Here is an 18,533-nt window from a genome sequence, read left to right on the forward strand (position 1 = left end):
AATGCACCCGTTGGCGTGTAAGTGAAACTGCTATCTGTGGCGTTGTAGACCACCGTACCGTTGGTAGGGTTGCTGATTCTGGTGACAGAAGCAAACTTGTCGCCTTGCGGGTCAAAATCATTGGGCAACACCCGTACTTTCACCGGAACACCTACTTGCGTTTGACTCGCGTCGTCGTTGGCTATCACACTGTTGGTTGTGAGTCGCGGCAAGACGTCAATGGTAACAGTAGCCGTATCGCACAAATTGATGCTACTGCAGACCACATAGCAGAACCTGTCCGTTCCTACGAAGTTGTTATTTGGAGTGTAGGTATAGTTACCGTTGGCTTGCATCACCACTGTGCCGTGTTGTGGTGGGCAGATGCTCGGTATTGTGGTGTTGACCGTCAATGGTAATCCTTGTGGGTCATCATCATTGGTCAATACGTTACCTGTGACAGGGGTGTTAATAGGCGTATTGTTGAAATCATCAGTGGCTACTGGCGGACGTGCGCTCACGGTGATGATTAAATTTGCATTATCACACAAACCAGTAGGATCACAGACTTTGTAAGGAATAGTAACAACTCCCACAAAATTTAAAGCTGGGGTAAAGGTAAATGAACCATTGTTTGTTGTGTCCCACACAATAATTCCTTCACTTAATAACGGTGCCGCCAAAGGATCAAATAATAATTCGGACAACGTATTGTCAGGATCGGAATCATTGGGGGCTACTGTGCCGCTGACGGGTGTATTGAAAGGAGTTGTATACGGGTCATCAACTGCTACTGGCGGCTGACAATTCGGAGGGGTAAAAGTGCCAGAGGCAGAGGCGGTACAACCATTGGCGTCAGTTACGGTTACGGTATAAGTGCCTGTTGATAAACCAGTTAGGTCTTTAGTTGTAATATTGCCAAGAGACCATAAGTAGGTGTATGGTCCAACCCCACCTGTCACTACTGAAAATGCTTTACCATCAATTCCCTGGCAACTGCTGTTTTCAATCAATACGCTTACTGAGAGCGTAGGGGCACTACCAACGGTAGCGGAGATAGTTTTGGTACAGCCTAATGCATCAGTCACTGTGACATTGTAGGTACCTGCCGATAGGTTTGAAGGATCTTGGATATTCCCAATGGCGGTTGGACCAGTCCATACGTACGAGAATGGACCTGTTCCATTTTGGATGATTAAATCTATGGCACCCTTGTTGATAGCACACGAAGAGGTATTTGACACGTTGACAAATAGCTCTATTTCAGTTGTGGGTTCAGTAATCACTACCGAGGCGGTAGCCGTACACCCATTGGCATCCGTAACGAATACATTGTATGTACCAGCCGCTAACCCTGTAGCCGTCGTGGTCATTGCTCCATTGGACCAAATGTACGTGTAAGGGGCTGTTCCACCACTACCCGTAACCGTTGCTTCACCATTGCTTCCCCCTTTGCATGTTACACTTTTTGTTTGTGAAGCAGTAGCTGTTAAAAGAGTAGGTTGCGTAACGGGGCTTGCCGTTAATGTTTTCACACAACCGATGTTGTCCGTAACAGTAACTGAATAAGTCCCTGCTGCCAAACCTGAAATATCTTCTGTGGAGGCACCATTGGACCAGCTAAACGTAACGGGTGCAACGCCACCAGTAACGATGAGGTTTACTCTACCGTTGGTGTTGCCAAAACAACTGATAGGGGTAGTTATAGACGATAGCGAAAGGCTGGAGGTATTATTAACCGTAAAGGTTTTAGAAACTTTACATCCGGCGTTATCGGTCACTTCTAAGGTGTAGTTACCCGCTACTAAATTGGTACGATCTTTTGAAGTAGGGCCATCTATCCATTTATAGGTATAAATTGAAGAACCACCTGTTACGGATACTGTTATAGCACCGGTTGCACTTCCAGTACAAAGTGCATTGGTAATTGCCCCCGTTATGATGATTTGGATGGGTTGACCCACTGAGGTTGTGAATACTTGCTTACACAAGTTTGCATCGGTAACTGTCACCGAATAATCTCCTGCTGGTACATTAGACAGGTTTTGATTGGTCGAACCGTTACTCCATAGATAGGTATAAGTAGGTGTACCACCGCCACTTATAAGAGAAATCTGGCCAGTGGATGCTCCAAAACAATCCGCCTCAGTAGGCGTTATCGTAGCAGATATGGGGGCAGTTGGACCGGAAATTGTAAATATGTTTGATGTAATCGAACAGCCATTGGCATCGGTTACCACTACATTATAGTCTCCAGGATTCAGCCCACTGATATCTTGGGTAGTAGCACCGGTATTCCATCCATATGTATACGGTGGCGTACCGCCGGTAGCCGTGATATCTATACTTCCATTCGCATCCCCAAAACACAACACGTTGGTTGTGCCAACAGGAGTTACCGCAACCAAAGAGGAAGGTTGGGTAATCACCATGTTTACCAGTGGGAAGGTGCAACCATTCGCATCAGTGATGGTCACATTGTACGTACCTGCTGGGCGATTAATGATGTCTTTTGTAGTCGCTGTGAAGCTGTTTGGACCCGTCCAAGCGTAGGTATAGGGTGCTGTACCGCCGGTTACGGTCAATACAATTTGACCATTTGTACCATTGCGACAACTTACATTGGAAATAACCCGGGTAGCACCTAAAGCCGCACTTGGCTGAGTGAGTACGATGGTCTGCGTTGCGGTACAGCCATTGGCGTCAGTGACTGTTACTTGGTAAGTACCTGCTCCTATAGAAGACTGGTCTTGGATATTACCCGAAAAAGGAACTGAGTTACGAGTCCATGCGTAGCTGTACGGTGAAGTACCACCCGATACGCTCAAGTCTATGCTTCCAGTTAAGCCTCCGAAGCAATTGACATTCGTTTTAACATGATCCAGCACAATCCCCGCTGGCTGCGTGATGGTAGCGGATGTAGTACTTACACATCCGGTGGCATCCCTCACAGTTACGCTGTAAGTGCCAGCAGTTAATCCCGTTCTGTCTTCAGTAGTGGCTCCATCAGACCACAAGTAGGTGTAAGGGGCTGTGCCGCCCGTCACAGTCACGTTTATAGTTCCGGTGCTTGCACCGTTACAGGTTACATTTGTCTTTGTGTTTGTAACAGTCGGTCCGTCTGTACTGATGACGGCAACGGTTGAAGTCTGAAAACAGCCTTTTGAATCCGTGACCGTTAAGGTATAACTACCACTACTCAAATTAGTCAAGTCTTCGGTGGTGGCCCCGTTATTCCAACTGTAATTATAAGCAGGTGTACCACCAGTTACTGTAATATTAATGGCTCCATTTGATTGGTTACAGGTAGCATTTGTGACCGACGCCGTGGTAAGTACTGGGTTATCTTCTACCGTAACGTTGACGGTAGCTGTGGCCTGACAGCCTGAAGCATCCGTCACAACGACTGTATAAGTACCGTTGTGAATGGCTGCATTTGCATTAAGTATGGTGGGGTTCGCACTAGACGACGTAAAGCCGCTTGGCCCCGTCCATGAATAAGAAACCCCACCAGTAGCCAACAAACTGATTGTTCTATCTTTACAAATAGGCAATACTACGGAGGCTTGTGCGGTGGGTTGAATGACATCTACATCAATGCAAGTCTGGGCACTTTCATTACAATTATTCACCGCTACAACGCACACTTGATAAGTCCCGGGCGTGACACCGGTCCAATTAACCCTGATTTCTGGCGTACCTTGTCCTGATACAATGATTGCCCCAGCAGGAACCGTCCAAGTATAGGATATATTGGCAGGGTCGGGAGTAACAGAGAATACCTCTGCGACGCTGCTCCGACAAATATCAATGGGGTCGCAATTGCTGGGGACATTCAAAACAATATTGCCACTCGAAACCGTACAGCCTTTCGAATCGGTAACGGTCAGACTATACGTACCTGCGGCTAAGCCTGCTCGGTTAGCAGTATTATTGGTTCCAGCTATGTCTGCCCAGTCATAGGTATAAGGCGCAGTTCCTCCGATTACGGTAGGAGTAATGCTTCCTGAGGCAAAACATTGTGGCTGTACGGTTAATTGGCTAACAGCCAAAGCTGCCGAAGGCTGCGTAATTATAACGTTAACGGTCTCCTCACAACCGCCATTATCTTTTACAGTAATGATGTAAGCACCAGCAGTTAGGTTGGTAAACGTACCTGAGTTACCAAAAGCACCACTTCCCAGTTTATATGTATATGGTGCAAGTCCGTTTGCACCTGCCACAGTGACCGCACCGGTGGAGGCACCAAAGCAATTGATATTCGTTTGAGATGTCACGGAAGCAGTGATAGCACCACAAAATAACGTAAGCGCCGCTGAGCGTTTGAGTCGGATACAATCATTGGAACTATGCGTGACCAGCACGAAATACGTATTCCCGTATAACCCCGTACTGTTCGATATATTGAGCGTAGCGGTTGTTACGCCACTATATACACCCGTGTTTGCCAGGGCTGTTCCCCCAGCATCAGGGTCTCCCAAATACCATTGGTATAATAGATTCGCGTTGGAGTTGCCGGCTGTACCGTAGCTGGGCGTACCGCTACTGTACGAGGTAGCGTTATCACCGCGAGCAGAGATACTAAAAGTAGCCGGTGCAGCCGCTGCCACAGCCTGATTGCCTGGGGGGGTCAGAATAATAACCTGTGTAGCTACCTGACTGCCACCAACGGTTTGACCGGCACCCGCAGCTGTTGGGACACCGTTTGAGCCAACGCCTCCGGTGAGCCGGCCATTGGCATCTATATTGGCTGCCGTAAAGCTGCCACCGCCTTCTATGGCATCGGCGCATCCGTCCCCGTCAGAATCATTATCTAATGAATTAATCAGGCCATCTCCGTCTGTGTTGCCAGACCCCTCCACGGTATCCAATATGCCGTCGTTATCATCGTCTAAATCGCACGCGTCCGAAATATTATCCCCGTCGGAGTCGGGTAAACTACCGACTACAAGGGGGTTGGGGGTGAGCGTCGTTTGATTCGTTATATTATTGGCGTCTCGTATCTGCACCGTATAGTTTCCAGCCGTAAGGCTGTTAAATACATTGCTGTTTTGCCAAGTACCGGAGTTGACTCGGTATTGGTACGTACCGCTTCCTCCAGTTGGGTTAGATACGGTTATGGTTCCATTGGCTACACCGATACAGGCATCCGTTTTAGCGGCTGTTCCTCCTACTGGTGGCAGCGAATAGTTGACAATAAGCTGTGGACGGTTATTCGCATCAGTTGCATCATCGCTGTACATGTAGTACCAAGATTCTTCTTTGTCACCTACAAGGGTTGAAGGTACTATCCCCAAACCATGATTCGGAGAGGTACCATTGTACCACTCCTGCACCAACGACGTAATGGTGATATTATAGACTGTACCCGTAGCATCAGATGCACCAGCTGTTAGTGTACCATAATTTGTACCTGCGTAACTCCCGCCAGTCCAGCTGCCGCTTCCGGGGGTGTTCCAGGTGGCCCCTGATCCATTGGCGTTACAGGAGTTGCCTTCATCCCAAGACGTCGTAACCCTTCTGATGATTGACGTAAACGATGAACCTTTCTCGTTATCCCATCCTGTACCGTTTGGAGCGTGTACCATTCGGAGGGTTGCCGAGGTGATCGTTGCCCCGGCCGGGATAGTTGACAAATCAAATTGAATGAGGGGGTTTTGCTGGTAATTGGTCGCATTGTCTGGACCGATCCCCTGGCAAGAGCCAAAGTTTCGGGTATTGGCCCCTTTATAAACCTGAGTTGCTTTGGATGAGGTAATGGTCACAGTCTGGGCATGGATAACCCCCACAACCCCCAAAAACAGGTATAAAAGAACTGTGATACGCGACAAACGACAATAAATCTGAGAAGACTTATTGTTTATTTGCTTAGTTACGTAGATGGTTTCCATAGTATAGCTTTTGATTCGATTGACACATAAAATTCTTTATTGATGATTAGTAAATAGGGACTCCTTTTTTGATGAGTCCATTTACAGTGTATTCAATCTTATTCTTTCTCCAATTCAATACAGTTGGAGTATTCAATAATTCTAAGTTCGGTTTGTCATCCGTCATTACCTCCACATCCCCCAATTCATAAGCGGACGCTGATATTGGGGCATAATCTGCCGCTGAGAAGTGATCGTTCGGCATTAGCTCATTATATCTTAAATTTTGGCTGAGGGCCTCTTTGATATTCAGTGAACCTGAGGTTCCGTAGAGCAATAAATCAGCAGATAGCGATTTGTTTTCATTCTTAACCGCAAACATTTTGTATCCAATAGATTCAAAAGTTTTGATGACCGAACGAGGAGCACGTGAAAGTTTGGGGTCTTCAGTGTCCAATTGACCCTGAAAATTCACGATCACCAAGGCATCTCTGTTTAATGCCATTTTTAACTCTCTTAAACCTTCTTGGGTAAACATGTGGGAGGGCTGTACCTCTCCATTTACAATATCCAATATGACCACATCATATTTTTTAGCGGTATTTCGAATGTAATGGCGTGCGTCATCAATGATCAGATTAGCAGAGGTGGGATAATAACCAAACCATTTTTCAGCGATAACCGGAATCCGTTCGTCCAACTCCACAATATCAAGTTCAAACCCAAGTCGAATCAAATTATGGGCAATACTTCCTCCCCCCATTCCCAGTAGCAAAGCCTTACTCTTAGCTGGCTTTATCCCTGCTAAAGCCGTCACTTTATGGGGATATCTCCATACTGAAAATGGCTCAATGCCAACATTCGTAAACGTTTGGTCTATTCCATTTAGCAACAACTGCCTTGTGTTAACTGGACGGCCGTCTTTGGCAAAACCTTTGTGATCTACAACCGTCCATTCTCCCAATATACCGCTTGACTGATACTGTATTGTAATAGCCGGATCAGCGGTAGGTTTGCTGTAGACGAACGGAACAGAAAAAATAAAAAGGACAAAGGAAAGAACAGCCTGCGTTTTTTGTTTTCGGCTCAACATACCGACTGCGGAAACGACTATCAGCACAAGCCCTGTAAAAGTGGCCGTTGTTCGGATACCGAGCTCGGGTATGAGCACAAAACCCGCAAGAAATGTAGCGAGTATGCCCCCTACTGTAGAAATGGCATAGATGGTACCAGCTGTTTGCCCTGCATTTGCCTCGGATTGATTGATGAGCTGTATGATGATGGGAGAAACCATCCCCATGCAAAAAATGGGAGGCAATAAGTAGATTGAAACCGAGATTAATGAGCCGATACGAACTCCCAGATCGGCCGTAGCCATCATGATAGCGGGTGCAATTCGGGGGGCAATGATTGTTAATATTGCTCCGACAGCAAGTACTGCAAACAGCGGGCTTTTGTCTTTGTATTTATTAGAAACACTGCCACCAATGAAATAGCCGCCAGAAAGAGCAATGAGCGTAACGCCCAATACCGAGGCCCAAACATACATGGAGGTGCCATAGAACGGGGCTACAATCTTTGCACCCAGTAGCTCTATGATCATAACCGCAGCCCCCTCCACAAAAGACACTATTAGAAATAGATTCCTTTGGCTGGGTTGTACTACATTATCTTTACGTGCAGTACCAAGTTTATTTTTCAGTTTGTATTCCATTAGAAATCTCTATTATTTTTTCTTTCCTTCAAGATCGAATCTGGTTCAGACAATCAATAGGTATGCTTTTGAACATCCTTTTTTGAATGCCATCATCTTATTAGAGCCGTTAAAAATGTTAGTTATTGTTTATCGTTATTGGCTGGACTGGTGGAGGATTTATGGCTGTAAGTATTACTGAAGTACTGGCTGTACACCCCCCAGCATCGGTTACGGTTACATTATAAGTTCCAGCCGACAGGCCTGATTGATCCTGAGTTGTTGGGGTGAGACCTGTTCCATTTGGAGTTGTCCAATTGTAGGTAAAGGGTGATGTTCCACCGGTTACCACCAAATCAATGACCCCGTTTGCCCCCAAAGGAGAATTAGAACCAGGTGGACAAGTTGGAGGTGTAACATTGGTCGTCAATACAATTGAGGCAGCGGTTGATAAGGTAATAGAAACAATAACGGTACAGTTTTTGGCATCGGTGACAGTTACTTGATAATTTCCGGCGGTCAAACCGGTAATGGTAGGCGTGCCCTCACCGGTAGGTGTACCGTTCCAGTCGTAGGTATAGGGGGCAGTGCCACCAGATACCGTAGCCGTAACACTGCCGTTGGTGGCTCCGCAGCTTGGATCTATTTTTGACAAAGAAGCCGTAAGTGCGGCTGAAGGCTGCGTAACTGAAATATTGGTTACTGTTCCAGTACAACTGTTTGCGTCAGTGATGGTCACACTGTATGTCCCGGCAAGGATATTGGTACGGTCTTTGGTAGAGGCTCCGTCGTTCCATTGATAGGTATAGGGGGCGTTTCCGCCGGCCACTGTAAGTGTGATACCACCCGTAGATTGCCCAAAACAAGGCACGTTTGTTACGGTGGGTGTAGCGCTAATTACTGCGGGTTGGGTTACGCTGATGTTGTTTGCAGTAGCGGTACACCCCTTGGTGTCGGTGACAGTTACGCTGTAGTTGCCTGCCGTTAGGCCACTACGATTTTGGGTAGTGATGCCACCGCCCCAATTGTAGGTATAACCCGGCGTCCCGCCCGAAACCGACAGGCTGATGGCCCCCGTTGCACCGCCATTACAAGACACTGGAGTCGTCGTAGGCGTAATGACAATAGCGGGATAGGTACCTACCGTAGCGGTGAACGTATTGGCACATCCGCTTGCAGAGGTAATCGTAACTGTATAAGTACCAGTAGCAAGGCCAGATATGGTAGTGCCATTGCCTGAACCAGAGCCGCCGCCAGAGCGAGTCCATGTATAAGTATAAGGTGCAGTGCCGCCCGTAACAGTCATAGTGATGGCACCAGTATTGGTAGTACCTGGACACAACGGTGTTATGGAAGAGCTAACTGATTGAGTACAAGGCTGAATGGTGATAGGCGTGGCAGAGGAGGTTTGTCTGCCGCAGGCGTCGGATACTGTGACGGTAATCATACAAGAGGTAACGCTACCCACATTAGGAGGGGTAAATGTAGTACTGGCAGCGTTGGGATTGGCAAAAGTACCTCCGCAGCTACTCGTCCATTGATAAGTAAGTGGGGAAGATACCGGAGAGGTAGCCGTGACACTGACTGCATAGCCAACACCTATTGACAAGGTTGTAGGAACATTTGCCACACTGATAAAAGGTACTTTATCTACAGAAGACAAAAGACTAAAATTAAAAAAGGGACGGATAGCAGCTATGCTGGCCGTACCGCCTGCTTTCTTGATGTCATGACCTGCTTCGTACATTACCCAGCCAGAAGTATTCAAACCAAAACCACGGCCAAAAACAATCACGGCTGCTGGCCCGGGCGATAACCCGGGTACATTGGATTGGGAAGGGTCAAAAGCGATAACTTGGGTCGACGACCGCCAGCCTCCCCCTGCTTTGGGCAGGTAGATTTGTTCGGCACCTCCAGGGTGGGCTGCGTCAGACGCCCCCATGTATTGAGATGCAGGACTACTTGGGTTGATACGAGTATATGGAGGACTTCCATCATTGTGTTGGTTGGAAAACACCAAGGCATTGCCAACGCCACCTACATTGTTAGCCAAGAAGTTGGTTTGCAGGCTACCATTGTTCATATTTTCCAATTCCGAAACAGCTTTACAGCCCGCCCAAATCGACCCACGATTATTACGATTCCAATTGTACAGGTTGCCGTGGGTACTCCATGTGGGGTCGGCATGGGGCATCACAAAAATATCATCACACACCCCAAGGGTTTGGGGGTCTTTAAAGTTGTAAGCTGAGGATGGAATCCCTGCTTGGCTGAAGAAGCCTTCCGCAATTTTTCCATTCTTGTCGTCCAATGTCCAGCGGGGAGCTGACGTGAGCGTATAGGTTACGTTTACGGTCAAAGGGCTAGTTGTGGTTATTCCAGAAACACCATAGCTACTAATTTTTCCATTCACCGAGGAGTTTCGAAAAGGGGCAGGGATAATGAACGTCCCCCCTCGAAAATCTACCCCTTGATGGCTAAAGTCTATGCCATCGATGCCTTTGGTTTGGCTGATGACCCATTTGACAGGGATTTTGTCGTTTTTCAACAAATCGTATATCAACCCGTAGGGTCTCAGCGCATTAGCTTGGGTTTGCGGGGTAATCCCCATGTTAATGATGTACGAACCCGATGGAAAGGTTTCGGTCTGTGCGTAAGACCTCACTATTCCCGCCAGCATACACAACAAAAGTAGGCTTGTTGTCAGTAAGTACTTAGGGATACGGAAGCGGTAAAAAACAATCATGCGATTTGAGAATAAATTTGATGAAACTCAATGGAATCTACATAGTTGTTTTGCATCAAGAACTAATCCGACGATTTAGCCAAATTGGTATACCACTTATCGTTTTGGTTATTTTTGTGTAAGCCTAAGCCAATCGCGGAGAGGATAAAAAAAAGGGAATGCAAGAGACCCCTAATTTCTAGCTTTGGAATGAGTTTTTTAAAATATAACGGAAGAGATAGGGAAGGAAGGTTTGTGGATAGAAGGCAAAAATAGGGATAGTTTGGGCCGTGAAAGCCGCCTTCCTTTTGGACAATTTTCATGCCAAATTGAATACAAAGACGGCTAAAGGTCGCAGCAAATTATTAAAATAGCAGGGAAAAAAACATTAAGTCCAATAAGCTGAAGTGACATCAATGCGAAACATTGCCCCACATTTCGGAAACGGATAGCTGTTTGATGAGGGGGCGTTTAGAATCAGTATTATCGGTTTCTATTTTGCCAATGTATAGGTACATCATGTTGGGTATTACTTCTTGGGTCCCCGGATTTTTACTGGGCAGGTGTATCATATTAAAATATGTCTCTACAGTATATTCTTTTGGTTTTGGTATACGGTTTATCCCATACAATCGAAAAACCCTGACGGTGGCATCAGGGGTAAAATAATCGGCAAGTTGTTGTTTAATCTGGTGACGTTGGAGGGTATCTTTATTTTGGGCCAATGAATTGAGCAACCCTCCCACCACTTTGATAGGAGCCGCTACAGAATTGGGCCGCGCTTCTATTGTGGTGCTGTAGGTACTGTCTTTGCAGGATTTAATTTCTAAAATAGGTGTTTGGCTAATTGGTAAGTCGTTAAAATACCGATTTAGATAAGAAGACGCATAAGCATGAAACTGCCCAAACGAAACGTGCCTCAATGCACTCGAATCCACCGGCATGAGCATTCGCTCAAAAGCACGTACAAGTGATTCGGTAAACAAAGGGGCACTGTGGTTTTTATTGACCCAAGAAGGCTCATAAGGCCGGGAACTTCCCATTTTGACGATGCCGCATTGCCCTAAAAACAGTTTTTGAACCACTTGCTGCCGATACACAATCGAAGTGCCGAGGGTGTCGATTACTCGTTGGGATGAATGAATGCTTTGGGCGCTGTATTCCGACACAATCAACCCCAAATGCAGTTTTTGAGCTTTTTGTTTGGTTTCCAACCACCCCGCCACTTCATCCACCGAGAGCCCCTTGGTAGGGGCGTCTCGCAATTTCCAGTTAGCAAAAAAGCCCTTTTTATTGGTTGGAGGAAGTCCAAAGCCAGCATAATACACCACTATGATGTCTTTTGCTCCGGTGGGAAGCGAATCAATGGTTTGCTGAAGGTCTGTTGCGGTAAATTTTTGTTTTGTCAGGTGCATCACCTCCATTTTATAGCCCAAACCCCATTCTGCGATTTCTAAGATTTGAAGCATATCGGCTTCGCTTCGCAATTGCAGTAAGCCAAAATTAGGATCTTCGTTTTCGACAACAAACAGTACATGCAGTTTTTGGGCATGGAGGGATAGGGTGATGAACAAAGCCCCAAAAAGCGTCAACAGGTATTTCATGTTTTGACTATTACAGCCATTTTTTAACAAGAACCATTCCGATGGTTTAGCCAAATCATCATACTATTTATCACTTTTGTTTTTCTGCTTCAAAGATGCGCTTTTAGCAAGTTAAAAACGAAAAGGGGCGGTGTGTTTTTAAGTCTTCAAAGTTAATTGAAAACAAGTACCTTTTCCCAGTTCACTTTGTACGGTCAGTTCAGCCTTATTTTTTTGCACAAAATGATGACTCAATACCATGCCAAGCCCCAGTCCGTGTACTCCTACTTCGGGTTTGAGTTTTCCGGCAAACACCTGTTGCAAATAGTAAAGCTGGTCGGGGGCAATGCCTTTGCCGGTATCGGTGATCGTTAGCTTTGAAAAAGATTGACTAGGGCTGTCGGCAGACGACGATCCACTCATTTCTATTTTGATATTTCCGCCGGCAGGGGTGTTTTTGAGGGCATTGTCCAGTAGGTTACGCACCGTCATCAGCAAGCCGCCGGGAGCCACAGAGAGTGCCGACCTTGAAGGCAGCTCAGCAACCATGACAATCTTTTTTGCTTCGGCAAAAGGGAGATACGTTTGATAAAGTTCTCGGAGCAAAGGTACCACATCCGTTGGTTGCCCAGCTTCCTCAACCTCAGGCGTAAAATACTGACTTTTTCCCCATTCAAACAGATTATTGAGCAGCAGTTGGGTCTTCTGCCGCATATTTTCTATTTGTTGGATGACTTTGTCCAGCTCCTGCTTTTTGCCTTCTTGGATGAGGTGTTGTAATACCACTCCCATGTCATTGAGGCTGTTGATGGGTGTGCGCAAATCATGAGCAATGATGGTATAGAATTTGTCACGACCCTGTTGCAGCTCCAAGAGTTTCGTATTTGTTTTTCGGAGTTTTATGGAAAACACAAGAATGGTTACAATCAATCCCAAAGCGACCAGCAGACCGCCGACTAAAAGTTGTTTTTGGGATTCTGCCAGTCGGATGGCACTTTCTTTTTTTTGAACTTCTATCTTACTTTGGAGCAGTTTGGTTTTGCTTTCAGTGGCTTGGTTTTCTAAGGCCAGGTTTTTTAAAGCCGCCTCGCGTTTTTCGGCTTCATATTGCGCTTTGAGCAGTTGATTTCGGCTTTCGGCCACCTGCTTTTCTAAGGAAATCCGTTTGAGTTCGGCTTCTTTTTCGGTAAAGGAATATTTTTCCTTGATTTCATACACGGCCAATCTACGGTCATTGTCACGAACCAAATTATTATATTTATCGTATTCATCATAGGCTTTTATACCCTTTTCCCACTTTCTTACCTCAAAGTATGCATTTTTTAAACGCCTGTTCATTCCCCGTAACGCCCTTAGATTCTTAGGATCTTCTATCTTGGCTCGCCTAATCGCCTCCTCCATATACACAATAACACTGTCGTATTTTTTTATATGTGTGTACGTATTGGCTACATTTCTATAATCCGGGTAAGTGGCTTTAATTTCGGGATGGTTCAGTATTTTCAAACCCAATTCCAAGAGTTTATCAAATTTTTTTGAATTTAAGTAGCCTTGTTGAGCAGCCCGATAAAGTGCTTTTCTCAAGTATGCTAAGTGCGGGTTTTTGTCCAGTATTTCACTGGCCGCTCTGAAGGCTTCCATTTGTTGTGTTTCGGTTATTTCTTGGAAAAAAGGTGGACGAATGTTCAAAACAATTCGATAGTACGTAAACCTGTCAATGGCGTGCCTTGATTTTTTGGAAAGAGCCACCAGCTTAGCAAAATTCTCTTGATTCATTTTCAACAAATCCTTTTTACCTAATGAACCGTAGGATGGGTCATCCTGTGTAAATTGTCTCAATGACCAACCAAGGCATTGAACGATGCCTGACGTATCTTTCAATTGGGTAAACAGGCTTTGTGCTTTCATCATTTGTTCATAAGCAACCTCTTCCTGCCACGATGAGTTATACAATCCCATGAGATAATTTGCCATGGCAAGCCCCAAGATGGATTTATGCCTGGTGGCCAATTGCACTATTTTATTGTACTGTTGCGCAGTGATCGAATCGTCCTGATGCGACTTACCCAACTCAATGGCAATCAACAAATGCAGGTATTGCCTTGATTGTGAGTTGGGTGATATGCTTTGTTCTACTTTTCTCAAACTATCCAAACGGGAAGCAGGAACGAGATAATCACGAAAGCTTGTAAAGGATTTGTTTTGGGTATGTCCCACCCTAAAAACACAAACTGAAAAAATAAAAAGGACAGCGTATTTCATACGTTAAATACCGAGTAAATCAAGGATACACTTTTGTCTTTTGTTTAAGATTTCCAAACGATGCTAAAACAGGTGCCTTTTCCCAGTTCGCTTTGTACGGTCAGTTCAGCCTTATTTTTTTGCACAAAATGATGACTCAATACCATGCCCAGCCCCAGTCCGTGTACTCCTACTTCGGGTTTGAGTTTTCCGGCAAATACCTGTTGCAGATAGAGAAGTTGGTCGGGGGCAATGCCTTTGCCGGTATCGGTGATCGTTAGCTTTGAAAAAGATTGAGCTGTTTTGTCGGCCGTAGATTCACTCATTTCTATTTTGATCTCTCCGCCGGCAGGGGTGTTTTTGAGGGCGTTGTCCAGTAGGTTCCGCACCGTCATCAGCAAGCCGTTGGAGTCCACAGAAACTACCAACCTTGAGGGCAAATCAGCAACCATGACAATCTTTTTGGCTTCGGCAAAAGGCACATACGTTTGATAGAGTTCGCGCAGCAAAGGTCCCACATCCGTTGGTTGCCTGACCTGCTCAACCTCAGGCGTAAAATACTGACTTTTCCCCCATTCAAACAGGTTGTTGAGCAGCAGTTGGGTTTTCTGCCGCATATTTTCTATTTGTTGGATGACTTTGTCCAGCTCCTGCTTTTTGCCTTCTTGGATGAGGTGTTGTAATACCACTCCCATGTCATTGAGGCTGTTGATGGGTGTGCGCAAATCATGGGCAATGATGGTATAAAATTTGTCACGACCTTGTTGAAGCTCCAAGAGTTTCGTATTTGTTTTTCGGAGTTTTATGGAAAACACAAGAATGGTTACAATCAACCCCAAAGCGACCAGCAAACCACCAAACAAGAGTTGTTTTTGGGCTTCTGCCATTCGGATGGTACTTTCTTTTTTTTGAACTTCTATCTTACTTTGGAGCAGTTTGGCCTTGCTTTCAGTGGCTTGGTTTTCTAAGGCCAGGTTTTTTAAAGTGGCCTCGCGTTTTTCGGCTTCATATTGCGCTTGGAGTAGTTGATTTCGGCTTTCGGCCACCTGCTTTTCTAAGGAAATCCGTTTGAGTTCGGCTTCTTTTTCGGTAAAGGAATATTTTTCTTTGATTCCATACACGGCCAATCTGCGGTCATTGTCACGAATCAGATTATTATACTTGTCGTATTCGTCGTATGCCTTTATACCCGCTTTCCAATTGCCTATCTCAAAGTATGCGTTTTTTAAACGCCTGTTCATCCACCGCAATACCATTATATTCTTTGGATTTTCTATCTTAATCAGCCTGATTGCTTCCTCCAGGTACACAATCACACTGTCGGGTTTCTTCAACTTTATGTAAGCCTCAGCCACATTTCTATAATCCTGACTAATGGCTTTGATGCCAGGATAATTCAGTGTTTTTAAAGCATATTCCAAGTATTTGTCTGTTTTTTTTAAAAAAAAGTAACCTTGTTGAGTAGCCGTATAAATTGCTTTTCTCAAGTATGCTAAGTGCGGGTTTTTGTCCAGTATTTCATTGGCCGCTCTGAAAGCTTCCATTCGTTGTTTTTCGGTTATTTCTTGGGAAAAAGATGGAGGACTGTTCAAAACAATTCGATAGTACGTAAACCTGTCGATGGCGTGCTTTGATTTTTCGGAAAGGGCTACCAACTTAGCATAATTCTCCCGATTCATTTTCAGCACATCCTCTTTACTCATTGGGCCGTAGTTTGTGTCATCTTGTATAAAATGTCTCAGTGACCAACTAAGGCATTGCACTATACCTGACGTATCTTTCTGTTGAGCAAACTGCTTCTGTGCTTTCATAATGTATTCATAAGCAAGATCTTCCTGCCACGATGAATTGTAAATACCCATGAGATAATTTGCCATGGCAAGCCCCAAGGTTGATTTATGCCTGGTAGCCAATTGCACTATTTTATTGTATTGTTGCGCAGTGATCGAATCTCTCCGATGCGACTTGCCCAACTCAATGGCAATCAATAAATGCAGGTATTGGCTCGACTGTGAGTTGGGTGATATGCTTTGTTCTACTTTTCTCAAACTATCCAAACGGGAAGCAGGAACAAGATAATCACGAAAACTTGTAAAGGATTTGTTTTGGGTATAAGCTAACTTGATGGCACAAATCCATAAAGTAAGGAGAATAATGTATTTCATAACGTTGGTGGTTTGAAAATTCGGAGGGCTTTCTATTTTATCGAATAGGCGTTTTGAGGGCTATTGTGAGAAATTTATTTTTCTAAGGATTTGTTATTTTCAATCTTTCCAAACGATGCTAAAACAGGTGCCTTTTCCCAGTTCACTTTGTACGGTTAGTTCAGCCTTATTTTTTTGTACAAAATGATGACTCAATACCATACCCAGCCCCAGTCCGTGTACTCCTACTTCGGGTTTGAGTTTTCTGGCAAATACCTCTTGCAGATAGCGAAGCTGGTCGGGGGAAATGCCTTTGCCGGTATCGGTGATCGTTAGCTTTGAAAAAGATTGAGCTGTTTTGTGGGCCGTAGATTCACTCATTTCTATTTTGATCTCTCCGCCGGCAGGTGTGTTTTTGAGGGCGTTGTCCAGTAGGTTACGCACCGTCATCAGCAAGCCGTTGGAGTCCACAGAGACTACCAATCTTGATGGCAAATCAGCAACCATGACAATCTTTTTGGCTTCGGCAAAAGGCACATACGTTTGATAGAGTTCGCACAGCAAAGGTCCCACATCCGTTGGTTGCCTGACCTGCTCAACCTCAGGCGTAAAATACTGACTTTTTCCCCACTCAAACAGATTGTTGAGCAGCAGTTGGGTTTTCTGTCTCATATTTTCTATTTGTTGGATGACTTTGTCCAACTCCTGTTTTTTGCCTTCTTGGATGAGGTGTTGTAATACCACTCCCATGTCATTGAGGCTGTTGATGGGTGAGCGCAAATCATGGGCAATGATGGTATAGAATTTGTCACGACCCTGCTGCAGCTCCAAAAGTCTGCTGTATGTTTTTCGGAGTTTTATGGAGAAAAAAAGTATGATTACAACCAATATAAGAGCCATCATTAAGCCTCCAAACAAAAGTCTTTTTTGCGAGTCCGCTATTTCATTTTCCAGAGAAAGTCTTTTGAGCTCCCCTTCTTTATCCGCAAATGAGTACTTTTCCCGCAGGTGAAATAGCGCTACACTACGGTCATTATTACTGATTACAGAAACCAGACTGTCATACTTTTGGTCTATCTGTATGCTTGCTTCTAAATTTCCAGCTTCATAATATGCTTTTTTTAAGAATACATATATGTTTCTTAGTCGTATGATTGACTTGGGTCTTTCTATCTTTATGCGCTTTGCGGCTTCTTCCAAGGCTGCTATGGCCCTATCATATTTTTTTATTAACAGATAAGCATTGCCCAAATATTGATAATCCATAAAATCAATTTTTTTGCTTGTATGGTTCATCACTTTCAAAGCAAATTCAAGCACTTTATCATATTTTTTCTTCCGCAAATACCCTTCCTGAATGTTTTTGTATACGTTGGCTCGGATGTACTCAAAATGAGGATATTTATCAATAATTTCGATTGTCTTTCTCAGTGCTTCCGACATTTGAAGTTCCGTTGGCTGAGTCTCAAAATAAGGGTCGCACGCCATAATAAGCAGGTAATACATGTAATTGTCAAGGGGATACTTTGATTGTTGACCAAGTGCCACGATTCTATCAAAGTAAAATTTGGGTAGATTTTTATCTGCTCTTCTTGTATGGGCACGTAAGAGTTTGGAACAATGAATTATTCCCGTAGTATCATTGCCTACCGTAAAAATTTTTTCTGCTTTTGTTAAATAACTATAAGTGAGGGAGTCGTCTTGGTCAATGGTATATTCTCTTCCCAGTATGTAATAGGCCATCGCTAATTCCAGCGGTGACTTCTGTTTTGAAGCAAGCTGTATGATTTGCTTCACTTTTTGTTTGTCTATTGTATCATAATGATTTTGTTTTCCCAACTCAATCGCAATCAATAAATGCAAGTCTTGGTTTGATTGTGAGTTTGGTGGTATGCTTCGTTCTACTTTTTTCAAACTATCCAAACGAGAAGCCGGAATAAGATAATCACGAAAAGAATTGAAGGATTTATTTTGGGTATGTCCTACCCCGGCAAAGCAACTCAAAAAGATAAAAAAAATAGGGTATTTCATTAAGTTATGTTTTTTAGCCTCCAAAACCAAACTACAATATGATTCGCTCACTACTTGGTTGGTAAGGGCATGATACATGGCGATTCTAGAGGCCCGGTTTTTTCTGCGGCCTTGGGAGAAAACAAATAATAATTCCTGAAAGAGCTGAAGATATAGTTGTATTGTCCTCGAACAAAATAATTCCAAAACAATGAGCAACCCGTCATTAGGCTTTTAGATAATCTTCTAACATACAATGGCATAATTTATTGATTTGTGACTTAAGGA

Annotated in this window: 7 protein-coding genes; all 7 read right to left on the reverse strand. The window is 44.5% G+C overall.

What is annotated here, in order from left to right:
- The coding region (locus G563_RS35770; RefSeq protein ID WP_037328007.1) for an Ig-like domain-containing protein at positions 1–5,870 on the reverse strand (5,870 nt) is incomplete at its 3' end.
- Between the two features lie 46 nt (positions 5,871–5,916).
- Positions 5,917–7,563: a spermidine synthase gene (locus G563_RS0124380; protein WP_028667630.1), complete on the reverse strand. Its 1,647-nt coding sequence runs from the start codon at positions 7,561–7,563 to the stop codon at positions 5,917–5,919.
- A 118-nt stretch (positions 7,564–7,681) separates the two neighbouring features.
- A complete protein-coding gene (locus G563_RS0124385) occupies positions 7,682–10,288 on the reverse strand; it encodes a hypothetical protein (protein ID WP_084650967.1) in 2,607 nt (868 codons plus the stop codon).
- A 392-nt stretch (positions 10,289–10,680) separates the two neighbouring features.
- Positions 10,681–11,871, reverse strand: a complete 1,191-nt coding sequence (locus G563_RS0124395; protein ID WP_028667633.1) for a hypothetical protein — start codon at positions 11,869–11,871, stop codon at positions 10,681–10,683.
- 138 nt (positions 11,872–12,009) lie between these two features.
- The gene (locus G563_RS0124400; protein ID WP_084650968.1) at positions 12,010–14,112 is read right to left on the reverse strand and encodes a tetratricopeptide repeat-containing sensor histidine kinase; all 2,103 of its coding nucleotides are present in this window, start codon (positions 14,110–14,112) and stop codon (positions 12,010–12,012) included.
- 44 nt (positions 14,113–14,156) lie between these two features.
- The gene (locus G563_RS0124405; protein WP_028667635.1) at positions 14,157–16,256 is read right to left on the reverse strand and encodes an ATP-binding protein; all 2,100 of its coding nucleotides are present in this window, start codon (positions 16,254–16,256) and stop codon (positions 14,157–14,159) included.
- A 99-nt stretch (positions 16,257–16,355) separates the two neighbouring features.
- Positions 16,356–18,266 (reverse strand): tetratricopeptide repeat-containing sensor histidine kinase, encoded by a 1,911-nt coding sequence (locus G563_RS0124410; protein WP_028667636.1) that lies wholly within the window; start codon positions 18,264–18,266, stop codon positions 16,356–16,358.
- Positions 18,267–18,533 lie beyond the last annotated feature (267 nt).

Source organism: Runella zeae DSM 19591, assembly GCF_000423565.1.
In the GTDB taxonomy this organism is placed as follows: Bacteria; Bacteroidota; Bacteroidia; order Cytophagales; family Spirosomataceae; genus Runella; species Runella zeae.

What these genes read in the sequence shown, in the direction of transcription:
- G563_RS0124380 (WP_028667630.1), bottom strand. Translation starts at nt 7,563, where the DNA reads ATGGAATACAAACTGAAAAATAAACTTGGTACTGCACGTAAAGATAAT.
- G563_RS0124385 (WP_084650967.1), bottom strand. Translation starts at nt 10,288, where the DNA reads ATGATTGTTTTTTACCGCTTCCGTATCCCTAAGTACTTACTGACAACA.
- G563_RS0124395 (WP_028667633.1), bottom strand. Translation starts at nt 11,871, where the DNA reads ATGAAATACCTGTTGACGCTTTTTGGGGCTTTGTTCATCACCCTATCC.
- G563_RS0124400 (WP_084650968.1), bottom strand. Translation starts at nt 14,112, where the DNA reads ATGAAATACGCTGTCCTTTTTATTTTTTCAGTTTGTGTTTTTAGGGTG.
- G563_RS0124405 (WP_028667635.1), bottom strand. Translation starts at nt 16,256, where the DNA reads ATGAAATACATTATTCTCCTTACTTTATGGATTTGTGCCATCAAGTTA.
- G563_RS0124410 (WP_028667636.1), bottom strand. Translation starts at nt 18,266, where the DNA reads ATGAAATACCCTATTTTTTTTATCTTTTTGAGTTGCTTTGCCGGGGTA.